This is a genomic window from Vibrio sp. B181a (assembly GCF_030248375.1).
Classification (GTDB): Bacteria; Pseudomonadota; Gammaproteobacteria; order Enterobacterales; family Vibrionaceae; genus Vibrio; species Vibrio campbellii.
This window is the reverse complement of sequence record NZ_JAHGAD010000050.1, coordinates 15,305-36,363: the sequence shown is the minus strand read 5'-3', so window position 1 is coordinate 36,363 and position 21,059 is coordinate 15,305. Positions and strand designations below refer to the sequence as shown.

18 protein-coding genes are annotated in these 21,059 nt (G+C 46.8%); 17 read left to right on the top strand and 1 reads right to left on the bottom strand.

Annotated features, from left to right (window positions below; genetic code table 11):
* The first annotated feature begins 10 nt into the window (after window positions 1-10).
* From KIO97_RS21200 to acpS, 10 genes are all read left to right on the top strand, one after another.
* Window positions 11-637, top strand: coding sequence for a sigma-E factor negative regulatory protein (locus tag KIO97_RS21200; RefSeq protein ID WP_005449785.1), 627 nt, complete (start codon window positions 11-13; stop codon window positions 635-637).
* The gene (rseB, locus tag KIO97_RS21195) at window positions 634-1,599 is read left to right on the top strand and encodes a sigma-E factor regulatory protein RseB (protein WP_005531641.1); all 966 of its coding nucleotides are present in this window, start codon (window positions 634-636) and stop codon (window positions 1,597-1,599) included. Before KIO97_RS21200 ends, rseB begins: the two co-directional genes overlap by 4 nt.
* Window positions 1,596-2,066 carry a SoxR reducing system RseC family protein gene (locus KIO97_RS21190; RefSeq protein WP_045384556.1) on the top strand — a complete coding sequence of 157 codons (471 nt, stop codon included), beginning with the start codon at window positions 1,596-1,598 and terminating at the stop codon, window positions 2,064-2,066. The genes rseB and KIO97_RS21190 overlap by 4 nt, the downstream gene beginning before the upstream one ends.
* Window positions 2,067-2,193: 127 nt before the next feature.
* Window positions 2,194-3,987, top strand: coding sequence for a translation elongation factor 4 (gene lepA / locus KIO97_RS21185; RefSeq protein WP_045395395.1), 1,794 nt, complete (start codon window positions 2,194-2,196; stop codon window positions 3,985-3,987).
* 104 nt (window positions 3,988-4,091) lie between these two features.
* The gene (lepB, locus tag KIO97_RS21180) at window positions 4,092-4,991 is read left to right on the top strand and encodes a signal peptidase I (protein ID WP_005426502.1); all 900 of its coding nucleotides are present in this window, start codon (window positions 4,092-4,094) and stop codon (window positions 4,989-4,991) included.
* A 21-nt stretch (window positions 4,992-5,012) separates the two neighbouring features.
* Window positions 5,013-5,690 carry a ribonuclease III gene (gene rnc / locus KIO97_RS21175; protein WP_005449793.1) on the top strand — a complete coding sequence of 226 codons (678 nt, stop codon included), beginning with the start codon at window positions 5,013-5,015 and terminating at the stop codon, window positions 5,688-5,690.
* The gene (gene era, locus KIO97_RS21170; RefSeq protein ID WP_005531651.1) at window positions 5,683-6,645 is read left to right on the top strand and encodes a GTPase Era; all 963 of its coding nucleotides are present in this window, start codon (window positions 5,683-5,685) and stop codon (window positions 6,643-6,645) included. The genes rnc and era overlap by 8 nt, the downstream gene beginning before the upstream one ends.
* A gap of 128 nt (window positions 6,646-6,773) precedes the next feature.
* Complete coding sequence (gene recO, locus KIO97_RS21165) at window positions 6,774-7,505, top strand: DNA repair protein RecO (RefSeq protein ID WP_005426504.1); 732 nt, start codon at window positions 6,774-6,776, stop codon at window positions 7,503-7,505.
* Window positions 7,502-8,233, top strand: a complete 732-nt coding sequence (gene pdxJ / locus KIO97_RS21160) for a pyridoxine 5'-phosphate synthase (RefSeq protein WP_005426507.1) — start codon at window positions 7,502-7,504, stop codon at window positions 8,231-8,233. The genes recO and pdxJ overlap by 4 nt, the downstream gene beginning before the upstream one ends.
* A 12-nt stretch (window positions 8,234-8,245) precedes the next feature.
* The gene (acpS, locus tag KIO97_RS21155; protein WP_233969077.1) at window positions 8,246-8,626 is read left to right on the top strand and encodes a holo-ACP synthase; all 381 of its coding nucleotides are present in this window, start codon (window positions 8,246-8,248) and stop codon (window positions 8,624-8,626) included.
* Window positions 8,627-8,716: 90 nt separating this feature from the next.
* Here acpS and barA read toward each other — a convergent pair whose 3' ends face one another.
* Window positions 8,717-11,515, bottom strand: coding sequence for a two-component sensor histidine kinase BarA (gene barA / locus KIO97_RS21150; RefSeq protein ID WP_233969078.1), 2,799 nt, complete (start codon window positions 11,513-11,515; stop codon window positions 8,717-8,719).
* A gap of 192 nt (window positions 11,516-11,707) precedes the next feature.
* On the opposite strand from barA, the gene rlmD reads away from it, so the two are divergent.
* The 7 genes from rlmD (at window position 11,708) to ispD (ending at window position 21,054) form a co-directional block, all read left to right on the top strand.
* Window positions 11,708-13,027, top strand: a complete 1,320-nt coding sequence (gene rlmD / locus KIO97_RS21145; RefSeq protein ID WP_233969080.1) for a 23S rRNA (uracil(1939)-C(5))-methyltransferase RlmD — start codon at window positions 11,708-11,710, stop codon at window positions 13,025-13,027.
* 127 nt (window positions 13,028-13,154) lie between these two features.
* Window positions 13,155-15,374 carry a GTP diphosphokinase gene (gene relA, locus KIO97_RS21140; protein ID WP_005426513.1) on the top strand — a complete coding sequence of 740 codons (2,220 nt, stop codon included), beginning with the start codon at window positions 13,155-13,157 and terminating at the stop codon, window positions 15,372-15,374.
* Between the two features lie 208 nt (window positions 15,375-15,582).
* A complete protein-coding gene (mazG, locus tag KIO97_RS21135) occupies window positions 15,583-16,380 on the top strand; it encodes a nucleoside triphosphate pyrophosphohydrolase (RefSeq protein WP_038891109.1) in 798 nt (265 codons plus the stop codon).
* A 151-nt stretch (window positions 16,381-16,531) separates the two neighbouring features.
* The gene (locus tag KIO97_RS21130; RefSeq protein WP_005531665.1) at window positions 16,532-18,172 is read left to right on the top strand and encodes a CTP synthase; all 1,641 of its coding nucleotides are present in this window, start codon (window positions 16,532-16,534) and stop codon (window positions 18,170-18,172) included.
* A gap of 78 nt (window positions 18,173-18,250) precedes the next feature.
* Window positions 18,251-19,552, top strand: coding sequence for a phosphopyruvate hydratase (gene eno / locus KIO97_RS21125; protein WP_005425372.1), 1,302 nt, complete (start codon window positions 18,251-18,253; stop codon window positions 19,550-19,552).
* Window positions 19,553-20,060: 508 nt separating this feature from the next.
* Window positions 20,061-20,342: a cell division protein FtsB gene (gene ftsB, locus KIO97_RS21120; RefSeq protein WP_005452106.1), complete on the top strand. Its 282-nt coding sequence runs from the start codon at window positions 20,061-20,063 to the stop codon at window positions 20,340-20,342.
* A 1-nt stretch (window position 20,343) separates the two neighbouring features.
* Window positions 20,344-21,054, top strand: a complete 711-nt coding sequence (ispD, locus tag KIO97_RS21115; RefSeq protein WP_285383859.1) for a 2-C-methyl-D-erythritol 4-phosphate cytidylyltransferase — start codon at window positions 20,344-20,346, stop codon at window positions 21,052-21,054.
* Window positions 21,055-21,059 lie beyond the last annotated feature (5 nt).

Below are 21,059 nucleotides of genomic sequence, written 5' to 3'. Positions count from 1 at the left end.
GGTGAAAATAATGGCTGACAAAGAAAAACTTTCAGCTCTCATGGATGGAGAATTGGTCGATAAGGCTTTAATTCAAGAATTAGAGCAAGACCAAGAGAGCCGTGATGCTTGGCAGAACTATCACCTAATTGGTGATGTGATGCGAGGCGAAGCGCCAGCAAAGCCTGAGTGGAATATTGCTGAAAGCGTAGCGTTAGCGTTAGAAGACGAGCCTGTGCATCGTGCTATCGATTCGCGCAGTGCTAACGTAATTTCAATTAACGACGCGCCAAAAGAGTCGCAACCAGAGCCACAAAAAGCGAAACGCCAGTTGCCTGCATGGTTGACTCAATTTGGTCAAGTAGCCGTTGCTGCGTGTGTATCACTTGTTGTGATACTAGGCGTACAGCAGTATGGTGGTAGCGACCCAATGTCGCCGCAAGCAGACCAACTTCCTGTACTTCAGACTGTGCCATTCGCGGGCAGTGCTGAACCAGTAAGCTTGACGCGTGAATCCGTAGAGCGTTCAGTTGGTGAAGCAAATATGCAAGAGCAACGCAAACGCGTGCATGCTATGCTTCGTGACTACGAATTGCAGCTAAGAATTAACAGTGATGCGTCTCAGCAAGATGCACATCTGACTCCGGATATTGAATGAAAAAATTTCTGATCAGCGCTTGCGCTCTGTTCAGTCTGATGTCTTCGCAAGCCTTTGCTGGTGATAAGCCAGCGGAGGCTTTATTGCATCAAATGAGCGAGGCGAGCAAGAATTTAAGCTACGAGCTCTCTTATATCCTTATCAAAAAGAACAGCATTGAACCTTTGCTGTATCGTCATGCGACTCACGACAAAGACCAGTACGCACACCTTGTGTACTTAAGTGGTCCCGTACGTGAAGTGATCCGTCGCGGCACTGAAGTAAGCTACATCGAAACTGGCGCAGAACCGTTTACCATTGAATCGGGTAAAATGGTCGCTCCCATCATGCCAATGCTGAATGCCAATATTGACGAGCTAAACTTGTACTACGACTACGTAAAAGTGGGGCGTGCGCGTGAAGCTGGCGTACCAACACAAGTACTGCGCATTGTGCCAAAAGATGGCTTGCGTTATTCATATGTGTTGTGGATTGATGAGAAGAGCCATTTGCCACTGCGTGCTGACCTAGTTGACCGCGATGGTGAAATGCTTGAGCAGTACCGTACTATCTCTTACTCAGTAAACCCTAAAATTGCTGAGTTGATGAGTGGCTTAGAAGAAGTTCAGTTGCCGGCGGTTCTGACAATGCCAAAAGGTGATATTGGAACGAGTAACTGGAATGTAGGGTGGACGCCTGAAGGTTTCCATCCAAATGAACTGAATCGCTACCGTATGGCAGTGACCGACCAAATGGTAGAAAGCCAACTGTACTCTGATGGACTATTTAGTTTCTCTGTGTACGTAGCGAACAAAGACGAGCACTCGTTGAAAGGCCAGCTGGTTCGTCAAGGTCGTCGCACATTGCATAGCTTTATAAGCGGCAATCACGAAATTTCCGTCGTTGGTGATATTCCACCGGCAACGGCTCAGCGTATCGCACAATCGGTCACTTTTAATGTAACAAAGAGTGAAGTGCAATGATGACTGCATTGGCTACCGTGACGGGTGTTCACCGTCACGGTCAGCAATACGATGTCGATCTCAGCTGTGAGCAACAAACCAGTTGCAGCAGCTGTTCATCGCAAAAAAGTTGCGGCACAGGCGTGGTTACTAAAGCGATTGGTAACAAAACGCTGTCGTGGCATTTGCGTACTCCAAAATCCGTCAAAGTTGGTCAAGTCGTGGAAATCGGTTTTCCTGAATCAAGCCTGATCAAGTCTGCTATGGCGGTCTACCTTCTTCCTCTGTTTGGTTTGATTCTCGGTGCCGTGATTGGCAACTTCCTGCTTGCACCTTTAACGGCTGGTGGTGAGGGTATTACTATCCTATCCTCGGTGTTGTTTGCGGCTGGTGGTATGTGGCTCGCAAAACGTGTGTCACGCCCGCTTGAAGATGAGTCAAAGCGCCAAGTCACCCTTATTCGAGTTCTCGGTGAACCTATTCAATAAGTTCTAGACTTTAAATAAGGTGCGCCCGTTAACGAAATTGGGTAGAATCTGCCAACTTGATTGAAATGCCGTCAACTGACGGCTTTCTTACTGTCCCTATTTGTAAAGAGTTAGTCACCCTAAATCTATGAAGCACATTCGTAACTTTTCGATTATCGCCCACATCGACCATGGTAAGTCGACCCTATCTGACCGTCTAATCCAAGTTTGTGGTGGATTAAGCGATCGTGAAATGGCCGCACAGGTTCTGGATTCAATGGATCTTGAACGTGAGCGCGGTATCACCATCAAATCTCAGAGTGTGACGCTGAACTACACCGCTAAAGACGGCGAAACGTACCAGTTGAACTTCATCGATACTCCGGGACACGTTGACTTTGCGTACGAAGTATCACGTTCTCTAGCCGCTTGTGAAGGTGCGCTACTGGTGGTTGACGCAGGTCAGGGTGTAGAGGCTCAAACGCTAGCTAACTGTTACACCGCGATCGAAATGGATCTTGAGGTTGTGCCAATCCTAAACAAGATTGACCTACCAGCTGCTGATCCTGAGCGTGTAGCGGAAGAAATTGAAGAAATCGTTGGTATTGATGCAATGGAAGCTACCCGCTGTTCTGCAAAGACAGGTATCGGTGTAGATGATGTTCTAGAAAACATCGTATCAGCAATTCCAGCACCAGAAGGTGATCCAGATGCGCCACTTCAAGCGCTGATCATCGACTCATGGTTCGATAACTACCTTGGCGTTGTTTCTTTGGTTCGTATTAAAAACGGCTCACTGAAGAAAAACGACAAGATCAAAGTAATGAGCACAGGTCAAACTTGGGGTGTGGACCGTCTAGGTATCTTCACGCCTAAGCAAGTGGACACTGATGTTCTGCGTACTGGCGAAGTAGGCTGGGTAGTTTGTGGTATCAAAGACATCCTAGGCGCACCAGTAGGTGATACGTTGACACTGGCGAAAAACGGCAGCGAGAAGCCACTTCCAGGCTTTAAGAAAGTAAAACCTCAGGTATACGCGGGTCTATTCCCAGTATCTTCTGATGATTATGAAAACTTCCGTGACGCACTAGGTAAACTTAGCCTAAACGATGCATCGCTATTCTACGAGCCAGAAAACTCAGCAGCACTGGGCTTTGGTTTCCGTTGTGGTTTCCTAGGCATGCTGCACATGGAAATCATCCAAGAGCGTCTAGAGCGTGAATACGACCTCGACCTAATTACAACGGCACCAACGGTAGTTTACGAAGTAGAGCAAACTAACGGTGAGACAATGTACGTTGATAGCCCTGCAAAACTGCCAGCGGTTAACGACATTGAAGAGATCCGTGAGCCTATCGCGCGCTGTAACATCCTAGTACCAGCGGACTACCTAGGTAACGTAATCACACTATGTGTTGAGAAGCGTGGCGTTCAGGTGGACATGGTTTACCACGGTAACCAAGTTGCGATCACTTACGACATCCCAATGGCAGAAGTAGTACTGGACTTCTTCGACCGTCTGAAGTCGACATCACGTGGCTACGCGTCTCTGGATTACAACTTCCAACGCTTTGAAGCATCGAACATGGTACGTGTAGACGTACTACTGAACGGCGACAAAGTGGATGCGCTAGCGCTGATTACGCACAAAGATCAGTCTCAGACTCGTGGTCGTCAGCTTGTTGAGAAAATGAAAGAGTTCATTCCTCGTCAGATGTTCGACATCGCGATCCAAGCGGCTATCGGTAACCACATCATCGCGCGTTCTACAGTGAAACAGCTACGTAAGAACGTAATCGCGAAATGTTACGGTGGTGACGTGAGCCGTAAGAAGAAACTTCTGAAGAAACAGAAAGAAGGTAAGAAACGTATGAAGCAGATCGGTAACGTAGAGCTGCCTCAAGAAGCGTTCCTAGCAATTCTTCACGTTGGTAAAGACTAGAGTTGAACTATCTCGTACTCTTGTCTGTCATAAGACGTTAGATAGTAAAATAAGTGAAAGGGTTTCGGCTCTTTCACTTTCGTATTTTTAGATAAGGGAATTTAATGGCGAATACATTCTCACTGATTCTAGTTATCGTGACTTTGGTAACTGGCGTAGTTTGGCTACTAGAAAAGCTCGTGTTTGCGAAAAAACGTCAAGCGAAAGTAGCGGAGATCCAAGCGCAAACAGCAAATGGTCTGGATGCGGTGACGCTACAAAAAGTAGAAAGCCAACCGTGGTGGGTAGAGAACAGTGTGTCTATCTTCCCAGTGATTGCATTCGTATTGGTATTACGTTCTTTTATCTATGAACCGTTCCAAATCCCTTCAGGCTCAATGATGCCAACCCTATTAGTGGGTGATTTCATTTTGGTGGAGAAATACGCGTACGGATTGAAAGATCCAGTATGGCGCACTCAGCTAGTGGAAACTGGCAAGCCAGAACGTGGCGACATCGTAGTATTCAAATACCCACCTCAGCCAAACATTGACTACATTAAGCGTGTGGTTGGTTTGCCAGGTGATACTGTTCGTTACTCTGCGGATAAGCAAGTTTGTATTCAGTCGAAAGGTGAATCAACTTGTAAGCCAGTTAAGTTGAGCAATGTTGAAGAAAGCCCATTCATCCAAAATGGCATTCCTCTGATTCAGATGAATGAAAAATTGGGTGAGGTTGAACACCAAATTCTGGTGAATCCACTCGCTCGTGATCGTGTGCAGAACTACCAGCCACGTCCAGGTGTTAACGAGTGGGTTGTACCACAAGGTCAGTACTTTGTTATGGGTGATAACCGTGACAACAGTGCAGACAGCCGTTACTGGGGCTTTGTTCCAGAAGCAAACTTAGTCGGTAAAGCTGTTGCGATCTGGATCAGCTTCGAGTTTGATCGTGGCGCAGACAGCGTTCTACCTTCATGGATTCCAACTGGTGTGCGTTTCAACCGCATCGGTGGTATTCACTAACCATTCAAATATCGAGAGAGTATGAATTCTCCAATTGAGAAACTAGAGAGAAAGCTCGGCTACCAATTTAAGGATGCTGGGCTTATCAACTTGGCGCTGACTCACCGCAGCGCCAACAGTAAGCACAATGAACGTCTTGAGTTTCTGGGCGATTCAATTTTAAGTTTTGTCATCGCTGATGATCTGTACCATCGTTTCCCGAAAGTGAACGAAGGTGACATGAGCCGTATGCGCGCGACCTTGGTTCGTGGGCACACATTGGCGGAACTGGGTCGTGAATTCGATCTAGGAGATTATTTAAAATTAGGTCCAGGTGAATTGAAGAGTGGCGGTTTCCGCCGAGACTCTATTCTAGCCGATGCGGTAGAAGCCATTATTGGTGCGATTTACCTTGATAGTGATATTGAACAAGTTCGCGGTATTGTACTGAGTTGGTACAACTCGCGTCTTGAGGCGATCAAGCCTGGCGTATCACAAAAAGATCCAAAAACTCGCCTACAAGAGTTCCTGCAAGGCAGAAGAAAACCGCTGCCTGTCTACACAGTGACTAATATTAAAGGTGAAGCGCACAACCAAGAGTTCACGGTTGAGTGTGACGTAGCAGGTGTGGATAAGCCTGTAATCGGTAAAGGCACCAGCCGCCGCAAGGCAGAACAAGCGGCTGCAGAAACGGCACTTGAGCAATTAACGAATGGCTGATAACGAATTCGATATCGATGCGTTTTTCGCATCACACGGTGAAGTAAGTTCACCAGAAAACCAACACTGTGGCTTCATTGCGATTGTTGGTCGTCCAAACGTAGGTAAGTCGACACTTCTGAATAAAATCTTGGGTCAGAAGATTTCGATCACGTCTCGTAAACCGCAAACGACTCGTCACCGCATCATGGGTGTGGACACAGACGGCGATTACCAAGCGATCTACGTAGATACACCGGGACTTCACATTGAAGAAAAACGTGCCATCAACCGTTTGATGAACCGTGCGGCAAACTCATCTCTAAGTGATGTGAACCTAGTGTTCTTCTTGGTGGATGGTACGCACTGGACGAACGACGACGAGATGGTCTTGACTAAGCTTCAGAAGTCGAACTTCCCAGTTGTGCTTTGTGTGAACAAAGTAGACAACGTGCAAGATCGTAACGAAGTGATGCTGCATATGATGGACATGTCGAAGAAGATGGACTTCGTTGACGTTGTGCCAATCTCTGCAAAACACGGTAAGAACATTGAAGTACTGCGCAAGCACGTACGCGATCACCTACCGAAAGCAACGCATCACTTCCCAGAAGAATACGTGACGGACCGCTCTCAGCGTTTCATGGCATCAGAAATCGTACGTGAGAAGTTAATGCGCTTCACGGGCGATGAGCTGCCATACTCAGTAACAGTTGAGATTGAGCGCTTCGACTATAACCCAGAAACCGACGGTTTCCATATCAACGCCCTAATTCTTGTTGAACGTAATGGTCAGAAGAAAATGGTGATTGGTAAAGGCGGCGAGAAGATCAAAACGATTGGTCGTGAAGCGCGCCTAGATATGGAAGAGCTATTCGGTCGTAAGGTTTACCTAGAGACTTGGGTAAAAGTGAAATCTGGTTGGGCAGACGACGAACGTGCACTGCGCTCACTGGGTTACATCGACGACCTATAAGTTTAGTTGCTTGTAAGTTTGGTAACGAAGACACTTCGTTCCAACATCGACTAAAATATAATATCGATTAAAATAAGGAGCCGCTTGGCTCCTTATTTTTTATTACCGACTTAGGCACACTGATTGAAATGAGCAACCAGTCTTCAGAAGGCTTCCAGCGCTGCTTTGTATTGCACCGACGCCCTTACAGTGAATCGAGCTTGATCCTTGATGTATTCAGCGAGGAGTATGGTCGTATCACTTTGATGGCGAAAGGCGCGCGCAGCAAACGCTCTAATCTTAAAGGGGCATTACAGCCCTTCACGCCACTGTTGCTGAAATGGTCTGGCAAAGGTTCTATGAAAACCTTACGTCAGGCTGAGCCAATCAGTTTGGGTTTGCCGTTGTTCGGGATAAACCTTTACTCCGCAATGTACGTAAATGAATTAGTCGGGCGCGTGTTAATGGCGGAAGTGCCGATGCCTGCGCTGTTTCATGATTACCTGCATGCACTAACGGAATTGGCTCAGAGTGATAACCCTGAACCGGGATTACGTCGCTTTGAATTAGCCCTCCTGTCTTCAATGGGCTATGGCGTCGATTTCTTGCATTGTGCCGGAACGGGTGAGCCTGTCGATCCTGAGATGACTTACCGTTATCGTGAACAAAAGGGATTCATCGCTTCGGTAAGGCGCGACAACCTAACATTTCTAGGGAATGAATTGATTGCAATCAGTGAGCGGCGATTCGTCACTAAAGAGCAATTAAAAGCGGCGAAACGCTTTACACGTATGGCATTAAAGCCGTATCTTGGCGGCAAACCTTTAAAAAGTCGCGAATTATTCATTCAGACATATCGAGCACGGAGTAACGGAAAATGAGCTCAATCTACTTAGGCGTTAATATCGACCATATTGCCACTCTACGTAATGCACGTGGTACTAAATACCCAGATCCAGTTCATGCTGCTGAGATCGCAGAGCGTGCCGGTGCTGACGGTATTACCATCCACCTACGTGAAGACCGTCGCCACATTTTAGATCGTGACGTACGTATCCTACGTGAAACCATTCAAACTCGTATGAACCTTGAAATGGCAGTAACGGATGAGATGGTTGAGATTGCGCTACAAACTAAGCCTGAGTTCGTTTGTCTGGTTCCTGAAAAACGTGAAGAGTTGACAACAGAAGGTGGTCTGGATGTTGTTGGTCAGCTTGAGAAAGTGAAAGCGGCAACGCAAAAGCTAACCGAAGCGGGCATCAAAGTATCTCTGTTTATCGATGCAGACCGTCAACAGATCGATGCGGCAAAAGCTTGTGGCGCACCTTACATTGAGCTTCACACTGGTCACTATGCAGACGCGACAACAGAAGAAGATCAGCAAGATGAGCTGAAGAAGATCGCAGCAGGCGCAAGCTACGCTGACGATCTAGGTATCATCGTAAACGCAGGTCATGGCCTGACTTACCACAACGTTGCACCTATCGCGGCTCTGCCAGAAATTTACGAGCTAAACATCGGTCACTCGATCATTGGTCGTGCGGTTTTCGATGGTCTAGAAAAATCTGTGGCAGAAATGAAAGCCATCATGGTTGCGGCTCGTAAGTAATCAGATTTAAGCATGGCAATTTTAGGATTAGGTACTGACATCGCAGAGATTGAGCGCATTGAAAAAGCGCTCAGTCGTACGGGTGAACCCTTCGCAAAGCGCATTTTGTCGCAAGATGAAATGGTAAAGTTTGCCGAACTGAAGCAAAAAGGGCGCTACCTCGCGAAGCGTTTCGCAGTAAAAGAGGCGGCCTCAAAAGCGTTAGGAACTGGCATCGCAAAAGGCGTGACCTTTCATGATTTTACAGTTTCGAATGATGAGTTTGGTAAACCGGTATTGACCTTATCCGGTGTGGCGAAGCAAATCGCCGAGTCGATGGGCGTTAATCATGTTCATCTGTCGATTTCGGATGAACGTCATTACGCGGTTGCGACGGTGATTTTTGAATCCTAACTTAACCTGATTACGGATTAACAACCGAATACAAAAAAGCCAGAGTCGATGCTCTGGCTTTTTTATGTCTATGATTTACTACGTTATTCTCTACTGCTCAAGATAGAGTTTCGCCGTCGTGGTGACTTTAATCATCTCATCTTGCAGTTCGAACATTTCCGGTTCGATGTCTTCGATGTCAGCGCCCGAACGCAGTGCTTGTTCCAAAGTTGCACACAGAGACTTTAATCTCGGTACGCCACAGTAAGAGCTGCTGCCGTGAAGTTTATGTACCACATGGATAAGGTCATCACGCGAGAAGTCTTCTTGTTCTAATGCTTGATCGACCACTTCTTCCACTTCAGGAATAAAATCAATCAGCATGCGCAGCATGTCTTTGGCCAAGTCTTCCTTGTTGGCACTTTGCTTCAATGCCGCTTGCCAGTCGATGATGACATCTTGCTGTGGTTTTTCTGGTGCTGATGGCGCAGTTTCCACAACAGGTTCGACATAGGATGGCGCAATTTTGTCGACACTTTCAGTACAAGTATTTGGGTTCCAATGAACCAAAACTTGTTGCAGCACATGCTCTTCAATTGGTTTGGTTAGGTAGTCATCCATACCCGCTGCCAGTAGTCGGTCACGCTCGCCCGCCATGGCATGCGCGGTCACCGCAATCACTGGGGTGTCTTTGTTCAGCTCTAGCTCTTTAATATGCTGACAAGCGGTCACGCCGTCCATCAATGGCATTTGAATGTCCATGAAGATCAGGTCGTATTTTTTCTCAGTCGCGAGATTCACTGCTTGTTGACCATTGCTGCACGCCGTTACCGTTTCTACACGCTCTTTAAGTAGCGCAGAGATCAGTTTCAAGTTGGCAGGGTTATCATCAACCGCAAGCACCGTCAGTGGTAAGCGCTCGTTCACCACTGGCTCAATTGGTGCAATTACTGCTTGAGGCGTTTCGATATGATCTGTGATCAGACTTTGTAGAAGCTTGCGACGCGATAATGGCTTGGTCAGACATTGGATCTGATGGTCGTTCATCACTTGATCTGCCAGTGCCAGTTCGGTACTCGGCGTACCCATGATCACACTCGGCGCCATGCGTTTGGCTTGCTCAATCCAAGCTGCTACTGATTGATCATCGTAGGTTTGGTTGGCAGCCAAGTTCAACAATACGTAGTCGTAGTTCTCGTCGTTTTCTGGCAACGAAGAGCGGTAGGTCACCAGAATGCCTTCTTGGCTCAGGATCTGCTGTGTCACTGACGCCGCTTGCATGTTAGGTTCAACCAACAGCAATTGCTTACCAGTTAGTAGTTCGACTTCAATCAGATCGCTCATTGGCATTTCAGTTGAGTGCAAGCGAACCGTAAACCAGAAGGTAGAACCTTGGTGTAGGCGACTGGTTAGACTGATTTCGCCGCCCATCTGGCTTACCAGTTTCTGAGTGATAACCAGACCCAGACCTGTACCACCATAGCGACGTGAGATACTCGCATCCGCTTGGCTAAATGCTTGGAACAACTGCGCTTGCTGACGTTCGGAGATACCAATCCCCGTATCGCGCACCATGAATTGCAGTTCGACCGAATCACCAGATTGTGAGCGCATCTCAACGCTGATGTCGATATTACCGCGCTCAGTAAATTTGATGGAGTTGCCGACCAAGTTAGTAAGGATTTGTTGGATACGAAGCGGGTCACCCACCAAGCCTTGCGGGATCTTCGGATCCACTTTCAAGGTGATTTCCAAACCTTTCTCATGCGCGCTGGTGGCTTGTAGGTTGATTACTTCTTCTAAGCTTTCACGGAATTCAAACGGAATGTTTTCCAGTGCTAGCTTACCGGCTTCCAGTTTCGAGAAGTCGAGGATGTCATTGATGATGTTCAGTAGGTTGTTCGCCGACTTCTCAATCGTCTGCAAGTAATCCGTTTGACTGTTCGATAGCTGTGTTTTCAGCATCTGGCGGGTAAAGCCAATTACGCCATTCAATGGGGTACGAAGCTCGTGAGACATGTTCGCCAAGAATTCAGACTTCACACGGGCTGCTTCTTGGGCACGCTTCTTCGCGATGTCCAACTCCACGTTCTGAATCTCTAGCTGTTCCAGAGTCTCACGCAAGTCTGATGTCGCTTGGTCTATACTGTGCTGCATCTCAACGTGGTATTCCGAAAGCGAGACCGCCATGGCGTTGATACCGTTTTTCAGTTGGTCCAACTCACCGTGCATTTTGCCTTCGATACGCACATCAAGGTGACCACGACGAATGCGGTCCACAACATTCTTCATGTGGGTGATCGGCTGAGTAACGTCATGCATGAGGCGAGAGGCGAACACACTCGCGAGACCAAGACCGAGGATCAACACCAAGAACGCAGAGAACACTTCTTGGTATTGCTGCAATCGAAGTGATGAAAGGTCCATTTCTACGGCGATGTAGCCGATGGCTTTTGTACCCTGATTCTCATTTGAGAGCTCCGAAAGATAGTGACCTTCAGATAGAATCGGCACGCGAAGAATAAGCGAGTTATCGAAGATTTCCGAGTCTCCTAACTGAGGGATCGGTTTATCCTTCGGGAACATCAGAGCTTCAAAATTGGGATGGAAGTTAGAAGTGACGAAAAGCTCATGATTTTCATCGAACACCGCGATACTACGAACCAGTTTCGAGTTTTTGCGGTGGGCATAACTGATAAGGCGACGAACGGCCTCGCGGCTTTCGGAAAGCAGGTGAGTTTCACTGGCAATCGCAAGCGGTTCGATAATGCTATTACCTGTGGTGATAACTTGTTTCTCTAGGTCTTGGTAGCGGTTGAATGAGAAAAAGCCGCTCAGTAATAAACCAATAATAAGAGTGGGAGCGAGAGTTAGTGTAATTACACGTGCTCTTAAGCCATATCTGGTCATGTTATCTAATTACATCGGAGTCTGGATATGGGAAAATAACGCATTATTTCTCAAGCGCACGATAAAGCCTTGAGCAAAAAAGTGACGTCACCGGATAAACGGTAAGCATAATCAAGTCACTCGAATCACACAACGGCTGCAAGCAAGAATAGTGAAGCAGTAGAGCAATTAGACACAAATCAGGCACAGAGCATGGCACGTATCTTTCAACCTAAAAAGAAAACGCAATTGAATACCCGTCACCAAGCGGTGCAAGTAGAGCGTTTGGATCACCACGGCGCAGGCATTGCTTACCTTAAGAAGAAACCATTATTTATTGATGGTGCGCTACCGGGTGAGGAAGTGGTAACCCAATTGGTGGAAGAAAAGAGCAAGTTCGCTCGCGGTAAGTTGATTAAAATCCTTAAACCGAGTGAAGCTCGCGTGGAGCCATTTTGTCCGCATTACCATGAATGCGGTGGCTGTGACCTGCAGCATCTGAACTATGACCAACAATTGACGCACAAGCAGCAAACGCTTCGTCAGCTGATGAGAAAGTTTGCTGGCAGTGATATCGAGTTGGATGCGCCTGTGTTGGGTGAGTCTCTTGGCTACCGTCGTCGTGCTCGTGTGAGCTTGTTCGTAGATAAAAAGACTCGTCAGTTGCACTTTGGTTTCCGTAAAAAGCAGAGTAAGCAAATCGCACAGGTGACGGATTGTCCTGTGCTCGCCCCTGAGTTGAATATGCTATTGCCAGAAATCTACTCGACGTTAAAAGCGCTTAAGAGGCCAGAGCAACTTGGTCACGTAGAGTTGGTGCTAGGCGACAACGGTCCATGCATCACATTGCGTCATCTGAGCAAACTGACGGAAAAAGAAACCAACTCGTTGGTGGAATTAGCGAAGCGTCACAATGCATCGCTCTACTTGATGCCAGAAACCGATCAGCTTGATTTGATTGAAGGTGAAGTGCCTTTCTATCAAGAAGCGGGTGTCACCGTGCCATTTACGCCAAATAACTTTATTCAAGTGAACCAAGCGGTAAACCAGAAAATGGTTGCTCAGGCAGTGGAGTGGTTAGACCCACAAAGTGACGAGCGAGTGTTAGATTTGTTCTGTGGTTTAGGTAACTTCAGTTTGCCTATCGCGAAACGTGCAAAACACGTGGTTGGCGTAGAAGGTGTGGCAGAAATGGTGGAAAAGGCAGCAAACAATGCATCTTTGAACCAAATCAATAACGCTCGATTTTATCACGCTAACCTTGAGCAAGATTTTGAAGGGCAAGTTTGGGCGGCTGAACAATTCGACAAAGTGCTGCTCGATCCAGCACGTGCGGGTGCGAGTGGGATCATTGATCAAGTTTCTGTGCTTGGCGCACGCCGTATAGTTTATGTTTCTTGTAATCCTGCTACCCTTGCAAGGGATAGTCAGAGCTTGCTGGAGCAAGGCTACCAATTAACCAAATTAGGTATGCTGGACATGTTCCCTCATACCAGCCATCTAGAGTCGATGGCACTGTTTGAAAAGTCCTGATAATTGGGACTTTATTGATCACTTACTCGTGGAGAGTGGTCAATAAGCCAACGCTTAAAGCTTGGCACAAGAACTAACCTGGATGGTGTTAGTCAAACCACACAAATATAATAATTAGGATGATGAGATGGTTGCGGTAAGAAGCGCGCATTTAAACCAAGATGAACAGTTTGAACTTGAAAACTGGGTGGCTAGCCTAGGTCAAGAGAAGAACACAGCGAAACGCTTAACCGAAGTGTATCGTGACTGCCAATCTGTGTTGGCGGATAACGAGCAGGCGGAGCTTTTGTTGTGGCGTGGACGAGAGATGATCGAAATCTTGATCACCTTGTCGATGGATAAAGCGACACTCGTCGCTGCGCAGCTGTTCCCTTTGGTCTCAAGTGGTGCTTTTGATAGAGAACTCCTTGAGGAAAAATACAGCAAAGAAATCATTAAGCTGATTGATGGCGTCGACGAAATGGCGGCAATCGGCCAGTTGAATGTAACAATGGATGGTGGAGCTGCCTCGTCTCAAGTCGATAACGTTCGTCGCATGCTGTTGGCCATGGTGGATGATTTCCGTTGCGTCGTCATTAAGCTGGCGGAACGTATCTGTAACCTGATTGAAGTAAAAAAAGCGCCGGACGAAGTTCGTCGTGCAGCGGCAAAAGAGTGTGCAAATATCTACGCGCCTCTGGCAAACCGCCTTGGCATTGGTCAGTTGAAATGGGAAATCGAAGATTACGCTTTCCGCTACCAACAGCCAGAAACCTACAAGCAAATCGCGAAGCAATTGGCTGAGCGTCGTATTGTCCGTGAACAGTACATCAAAGACTTTGTCGATGACCTCACACAAGAAATGACGGTATGCGGCATCAACGCAGAAGTCAGTGGTCGTCCAAAGCACATCTACAGTATCTGGCGCAAAATGCAGAAGAAGAGTCTGGCGTTTGATGAATTGTTTGACGTACGTGCGGTACGTATCATCGCTGACAAACTTCAAGACTGTTATGCCGCTTTAGGTGTGGTTCACACCAAATATAAACACCTACCAAGCGAGTTCGACGATTACGTAGCAAACCCGAAACCAAACGGCTACCAGTCTATTCATACCGTGATTCTTGGTCCTGAAGGTAAGACCATCGAGATCCAGATTCGTACTAAAGAAATGCACGAAGATTCTGAGCTCGGTGTTGCAGCGCACTGGAAATATAAAGAAGGTGCAAGCAGCCGCAGCGGTTACGATGAGAAGATCACGTGGCTACGTAAGCTACTCGATTGGCAAGAAGAAATGTCCGACTCTGGCGAGATGTTGGACGAGCTGCGTAGTCAGGTATTTGATGACCGCGTGTATGCCTTTACCCCACGTGGCGATGTTGTCGACCTACCAATGGGCGCAACCCCGCTCGATTTCGCTTACCACATTCACTCAGAAGTGGGTCACCGTTGTATCGGTGCCAAAGTGGCGGGTCGTATCGTCCCGTTCACTCATAAACTGCAAATGGGCGATCAGGTTGAAATCATCACTCAGAAAGAGCCAAACCCTTCACGTGATTGGTTGAACCCGACGCTGGGCTTTGTGACGTCGAGCCGAGCTCGTGCAAAAATCAACGCATGGTTCCGCAAGCAAAGTCGTGAGAAGAACTTAGAAGCGGGTCGTGAAATCCTAGAACACGAACTGGCGAAAATTGGCGCGACACTGAAAGACGCAGACCAGTACGCGCTGAAACGCTTTAACGTCAATAGCGCCGATGAATTGTATGTTGGTATTGGTAGTGGTGACTTGCGCATCAACCAGATCATCAACCACATCAACGCGTTGGTAAACAAACCAACCGCGGAAGAGGAAGACCAACAAGCGCTAGAAAAACTGCAAGAAGCAGAAAATCGCGCGCCAGCACAAAGTCGTCCGAAGAAAGATGCGGTTGTGGTAGAAGGTGTTGATAACCTAATGACACACCTAGCGCGCTGTTGTCAGCCTATCCCAGGTGATGAGATCTCAGGTTACATCACTCAAGGTCGTGGTATTTCGGTGCACCGCAGCGATTGTGAGCAACTGGAAGAACTCCGCCATCACGCTCCAGAACGTATCATTGATACCGTTTGGGGGAGCGGTTTTGTCGGCTCTTACATCTTGACGGTTCGTGTTGAAGCGATGGAACGTGGCGGTCTACTAAAAGACATTACAACGCTATTTGCGAACGAGAAAATCAAAGTCACTAGCATGAAGAGCCGTGTCGATTACCGCACGCAAATGTCGATCATGGACTTTGATCTTGAAGTGACCAACCTTGAAGTGTTCTCACGCGTCTCGAAACGTGTTGAGCAGATCAAGGATGTCATGTCGGTGAAACGCTTAGGCTAATTTTTACGTCGTATTTGGCTTTCTAGCGGCGTTAGCTGCACTTATGTGGCCCAATCTCATAGACAAGCTATGCTCATGGGTCTCATAAGTTTGCTGCCTTGCCAGAAGAACCAACTACTTAGTAAAAACAGTTAGAAAACAAATTAAAGGTGAGTGGTTTTGGCTGCTCACCTTTTTCTTTAGATAGAAAGGTTTAAAGGAACAGAAAATGAGTCATCCAATTGAACAGTTAGAACAAATCATGGCGAAGCTGCGTGACCCTGAAAGCGGTTGCCCTTGGGATTTAAAGCAGACCTTCGACACCATTGTTCCGCACACTATCGAAGAAACCTACGAAGTGGTGGATGCGATTCAAAACCGTGATTGGCCGAACTTGCAAGAAGAGTTGGGTGACTTATTGTTCCAAGTGATTTTCTACAGCCAAATGGCGAAAGAGCAGGGATTGTTCGAGTTTTCTGATGTGGTGGAAACCGTTAACGAGAAGCTGACGCGTCGCCATCCTCATGTTTTTTCAGAAGTAGAGTTCGATTCTGAAGAAGCGATTAACGCAAACTGGGAAGCGGAAAAAGCGAAAGAGAAAGCACAAGTAGGCAAAGCTGAAGAAAGTATTCTAGACTCAATACCAAACTCTCTACCTGCGCTTTCGCGTGCTACAAAGATCCAGAAAAAGTGCGCAAAATTTGGCTTCGATTGGGATTCGCTTGGCCCGGTTGTAGGCAAAGTGCAGGAAGAAATTGAAGAGGTAATGGAAGAAGCGCTTCAAATTACGCCGGATGAGGAAAAAGTCGAACTTGAATTAGGCGATCTTTTATTTGCTACCGTGAACCTGTCGCGTCACTTAGGGAAAGACCCAGAAGTAGCACTGGCAAAAGCCAACTTAAAGTTCTCGAAACGCTTTAAAGGCGTGGAAACTAAAGTTGCAGCGCACGGTAAGCAGCTCACAGACTTTACTCTAGATGAACTCGATTCCATGTGGGATGAAGTGAAACGGGAAGAGCGAAGCTGAAATTGCATGAATACTCGAATTTGATTTGAAGCAAAAAATAAAAAATTACGGTGTGATAGATTTCACGTTGTGGCGGTTAGGAGCTTCTGGTATATTTACGTCCCGTCCAGAAGCACTCCATTTCCCTCATTCAACCAATTTCAGGTTAAACATGACGACAAATTACATTTTTGTTACTGGCGGGGTTGTATCCTCTCTAGGTAAAGGTATTGCAGCAGCATCTCTTGCCGCTATTCTAGAAGCTCGTGGTCTTAAAGTGACTATGATGAAGCTTGACCCTTACATCAACGTTGATCCAGGCACAATGAGCCCAACTCAACACGGTGAAGTGTTCGTTACGGAAGATGGCGCAGAGACTGACCTTGACCTTGGTCATTACGAGCGTTTCATCCGCACCAAGATGACTAAGCGTAACAACTTCACTGCTGGTCGTGTTTATGCAGACGTACTACGTAAAGAACGTCGCGGTGATTACCTAGGTGCAACCATTCAGGTTATCCCTCACATCACTAATGCTATCAAAGACCGCGTAATCGCAGGTTCTGAAGGCCATGATGTTGCTATCGTTGAAGTCGGTGGTACGGTAGGTGATATCGAATCACTACCATTTATGGAAGCTATCCGTCAGCTTGCTGTAGAACTAGGCCGTGAACGCGCAATGTTCATGCACCTAACGCTAGTTCCTTACCTAGCAGCTGCAGGTGAAGTGAAAACTAAGCCAACTCAGCACTCTGTTAAAGAGCTGCTGTCTATCGGTATCCAACCAGATATTCTAGTTTGTCGCTCTGATCGTATGATCCCAGCGAACGAGCGTAAGAAAATCGCTCTTTTCTGTAACGTACAAGAAAAAGCAGTTATCTCAATGAAGGACGTAGATTCTATCTACAAGATCCCTCAACTTGTTAAGTCTCAAGGTCTAGATGACCTAGTTTGTGCTCGCTTTGGTATCAACGCACCAGAAGCTGACCTGTCTGAATGGGAACAGGTTATCTACGAAGAAGCGAACCCAACTGGTGAAGTAACTATCGGTATGGTCGGTAAATACATCGAACTACCAGATGCTTACAAGTCAGTAAACGAAGCACTTAAACACGCAGGCTTGAAAAACCGTCTAAACGTCACAATTAAATACGTAGACTCTCAAGATGTTGAGACGAAAGGCGTAGAAGTACTTGAAGGTCTAGATGCAATCCTAGTACCTGGCGGCTTCGGTGACCGTGGTATCGAAGGTAAGATTCGCGCAGCACAATACGCTCGTGAAAACAAAGTACCTTACCTAGGTATCTGTCTAGGCATGCAAGTAGCACTTATCGAGTACGCGCGTAACGTAGCGGGTATGGAAGGTGCACATTCAACAGAATTTAACAAAGACACTAAGTACCCTGTGGTAGGTTTGATCACTGAATGGGTAGACGGCGAAGGTAAAGTTGAAGAACGTACTGAAACGTCTGACCTAGGTGGTACGATGCGTCTTGGTTCACAGCTATGTCACCTAGAAAAAGGTACGAAAGCTCGTGAACTATACGGCAACGCGACAATTCATGAGCGTCACCGTCACCGTTACGAAGTAAACAACAATCTTCGTCCGCAAATCGAAAAAGCAGGTCTGAAAGTATCTGGCCTATCAGCGGATAAGAAACTAGTGGAAATGATTGAGAACCCAGCTCACCCATGGTTTGTAGCGGCTCAATTCCACCCAGAATTCACCTCGACGCCTCGCGATGGTCACCCACTATTCGCAGGTTTCGTTAAAGCTGCTGGCCAAAACGCTCGCGGCGAATTCGAGAAGTAAAAGGATACGGGCAGCGGCGAAGGTTGTGCTGCTGCCCTTTAAAATTGACATTTATATTTGAAACGAGAGGAAACATTAATGTCTAAGATCGTTAAAGTTCTAGGTCGTGAAATCATCGACTCACGTGGTAACCCAACTGTAGAAGCTGAAGTACACCTAGAAGGCGGTTTCGTAGGTATGGCAGCAGCTCCATCTGGCGCATCTACTGGTTCTCGCGAAGCTCTTGAGCTGCGTGACGGTGACAAAGCACGTTTCCTAGGTAAAGGTGTTCTTAAAGCTGTTGAAGCTGTAAACGGCGCAATCGCTGAAGCTCTAGTTGGCAAAGACGCTAAAGACCAAGCTGCAATCGACGCAGTAATGATCGAACTAGACGGCACTGAAAACAAATCTAAGTTCGGTGCGAACGCTATCCTAGCTGTTTCTCTAGCAAACGCTAAAGCTGCTGCAGCAGCTAAAGGCATGCCTCTATACGAGCACATCGCTGAGCTAAACGGCACAGCTGGTCAGTTCTCTATGCCTCTACCAATGATGAACATCATCAACGGTGGTGAGCACGCAGACAACAACGTTGACATCCAAGAGTTCATGATCCAACCAGTTGGCGCTAAGACTCTTAAAGAAGGTCTACGTATCGGTGCAGAAGTATTCCACAACCTAGCTAAAGTTCTTAAGTCTAAAGGCTATAGCACTGCAGTTGGTGACGAAGGTGGTTTCGCTCCAAACCTTAAGTCTAACGCTGAAGCTCTAGAAGTTATCGCAGAAGCTGTTGCAGCTGCTGGTTACGAACTAGGTAAAGACGTTACTCTAGCTATGGACTGTGCAGCATCTGAGTTCTTCGACAAAGAAGCTGGCATCTACAACATGAAAGGCGAAGGTAAAACTTTCACTTCTGAAGAGTTCAACCACTACCTAGCTGAGCTAGCTAACCAATTCCCAATCGTTTCTATCGAAGACGGTCTAGACGAGTCTGATTGGGCTGGCTTCAAGCACCAAACTGAACTACTAGGTGACAAGCTTCAACTAGTAGGTGACGATCTATTCGTTACTAACACTAAGATCCTTGCTGAAGGTATCGAGAAAGGCGTAGCTAACTCTATCCTTATCAAGTTCAACCAAATCGGTTCTCTAACTGAGACTCTAGCTGCAATCAAGATGGCTAAAGACGCAGGTTACACAGCAGTAATCTCTCACCGTTCTGGCGAAACTGAAGATGCAACTATCGCTGATCTAGCGGTAGGTACAGCTGCAGGTCAAATCAAGACTGGTTCTATGAGCCGTTCTGACCGTGTTGCTAAGTACAACCAACTTATCCGTATCGAGGAAGCTCTAGGTGAGCGCGCTCCTTTCAACGGTCTTAAAGAAGTTAAAGGTCAAGCTTAATTCTTAACTGAGTTAACTGCTTAACTTAAAGCTTTTAAAAACACCCTGCCTTGGCGGGGTGTTTTTTTATATAACGTAAGCTCTAGGTGAGCGCGTTCCTCCATGTATCAAGGAAGCGGTCTCAAAGAAGTTAAAGGTCAAGCTTAATTCTTAACTGAATTAACAGCTTAACTTAAAGCTTTTGAAAACGCCTCGCACTTGCGGGGCGTTTTTGTATCTGACATATGAGAACGCTTCGCTTCGAAAGGTAGGAGCGGACTTGGCTCTTCGAGAGCACTTCACTTGGATACATGAGAACAGGCTTTGCTTTTGGATGTCTTTCGCTTGCGTTGATATGTCATTCCCTAGAACGACGAAGGAGAGAGTAGGGAATCTCTTTGTTTCATTTTGCTGCTTTTTTCCTGTAAGGAGCGTGTGAGTCTCTTTTTATGCCCTAGAGCCAATCACGCATTTATGCTATATATGTCACCTTATCTAATCCCTTCCGGTACAGAATGTTAGCAACGATATGCGAATCTTTGTTATAGCCCTTACGTTACTGTTTGGCTGGCTTCAATATACCCTCTGGTTTGGCAAAAACGGGGTGTCTGACTACTACACAGTAGAAGATGAAATTGAAGTGCAGCAACAAGTAAACAGCAAGCTGCAAGCTCGTAATAACGAGATGTTCGCTGAGATTGATGACTTACGACAAGGTCTTGATGCAATCGAAGAACGTGCGCGTCATGAACTTGGTTTGGTTAAAGATGGCGAAACCTTCTACCGAATTGTCGATGAGGAAGAGCATTAATATGTTGGATACTAACACTCCAACCCATATTGCCATTGTGCCAGCAGCTGGTGTTGGCAGCCGCATGAAGGCAGATCGCCCAAAACAATACCTGTTGATTGACGGCAAAGCGGTACTGGAACATACCGTAGAGAAACTGCTTTCTCACCCAAAGATTTCTAAGGTTGTCGTGGCTATTACCGACGGCGACCCATACTACCCTGAACTGTCCATTGCTCAACATCCTGATGTGATTCGTGTTGCTGGTGGCAAAGAAAGGGCAGACTCTGTGTTATCAGGGCTAAACTATGTAAGTACACATCTGGAAAGCGAGTGGGTATTAGTCCACGACGCGGCAAGACCGTGTGTATTAACATCCGACATTGACCGTTTGATTGATGTTTGTTGCGCTCATCCTACGGGTGGCATTCTCGCGTCTCCAGTGAGAGACACGATGAAGCGAGCAAACGCGGCACAAGATATCGAACATACGGTAGATAGAGAAGCATTGTGGCATGCACTGACTCCACAAATGTTTAAAACTCAGCAGCTTACTCAAGCACTGGCTGACGCATTAGAACAAGGTGCAACCATTACTGATGAAGCTTCGGCTTTGGAATGGTTAGGCGAGAAGCCGGCTTTAGTTCAAGGGAATGCGAATAATATAAAAATTACTCAGCCAGAAGATCTTGCGCTAGCCGAGTTTTATCTCAGCCGTGAGCGCGGCGAATAAAGAAA

What these genes read in the sequence shown, in the direction of transcription:
- KIO97_RS21200 (WP_005449785.1), top strand. Translation starts at nt 11, where the DNA reads ATGGCTGACAAAGAAAAACTTTCAGCTCTCATGGATGGAGAATTGGTC.
- rseB (WP_005531641.1), top strand. Translation starts at nt 634, where the DNA reads ATGAAAAAATTTCTGATCAGCGCTTGCGCTCTGTTCAGTCTGATGTCT.
- KIO97_RS21190 (WP_045384556.1), top strand. Translation starts at nt 1,596, where the DNA reads ATGATGACTGCATTGGCTACCGTGACGGGTGTTCACCGTCACGGTCAG.
- lepA (WP_045395395.1), top strand. Translation starts at nt 2,194, where the DNA reads ATGAAGCACATTCGTAACTTTTCGATTATCGCCCACATCGACCATGGT.
- lepB (WP_005426502.1), top strand. Translation starts at nt 4,092, where the DNA reads ATGGCGAATACATTCTCACTGATTCTAGTTATCGTGACTTTGGTAACT.
- rnc (WP_005449793.1), top strand. Translation starts at nt 5,013, where the DNA reads ATGAATTCTCCAATTGAGAAACTAGAGAGAAAGCTCGGCTACCAATTT.
- era (WP_005531651.1), top strand. Translation starts at nt 5,683, where the DNA reads ATGGCTGATAACGAATTCGATATCGATGCGTTTTTCGCATCACACGGT.
- recO (WP_005426504.1), top strand. Translation starts at nt 6,774, where the DNA reads ATGAGCAACCAGTCTTCAGAAGGCTTCCAGCGCTGCTTTGTATTGCAC.
- pdxJ (WP_005426507.1), top strand. Translation starts at nt 7,502, where the DNA reads ATGAGCTCAATCTACTTAGGCGTTAATATCGACCATATTGCCACTCTA.
- acpS (WP_233969077.1), top strand. Translation starts at nt 8,246, where the DNA reads ATGGCAATTTTAGGATTAGGTACTGACATCGCAGAGATTGAGCGCATT.
- barA (WP_233969078.1), bottom strand. Translation starts at nt 11,515, where the DNA reads ATGACCAGATATGGCTTAAGAGCACGTGTAATTACACTAACTCTCGCT.
- rlmD (WP_233969080.1), top strand. Translation starts at nt 11,708, where the DNA reads ATGGCACGTATCTTTCAACCTAAAAAGAAAACGCAATTGAATACCCGT.
- relA (WP_005426513.1), top strand. Translation starts at nt 13,155, where the DNA reads ATGGTTGCGGTAAGAAGCGCGCATTTAAACCAAGATGAACAGTTTGAA.
- mazG (WP_038891109.1), top strand. Translation starts at nt 15,583, where the DNA reads ATGAGTCATCCAATTGAACAGTTAGAACAAATCATGGCGAAGCTGCGT.
- KIO97_RS21130 (WP_005531665.1), top strand. Translation starts at nt 16,532, where the DNA reads ATGACGACAAATTACATTTTTGTTACTGGCGGGGTTGTATCCTCTCTA.
- eno (WP_005425372.1), top strand. Translation starts at nt 18,251, where the DNA reads ATGTCTAAGATCGTTAAAGTTCTAGGTCGTGAAATCATCGACTCACGT.
- ftsB (WP_005452106.1), top strand. Translation starts at nt 20,061, where the DNA reads ATGCGAATCTTTGTTATAGCCCTTACGTTACTGTTTGGCTGGCTTCAA.
- ispD (WP_285383859.1), top strand. Translation starts at nt 20,344, where the DNA reads ATGTTGGATACTAACACTCCAACCCATATTGCCATTGTGCCAGCAGCT.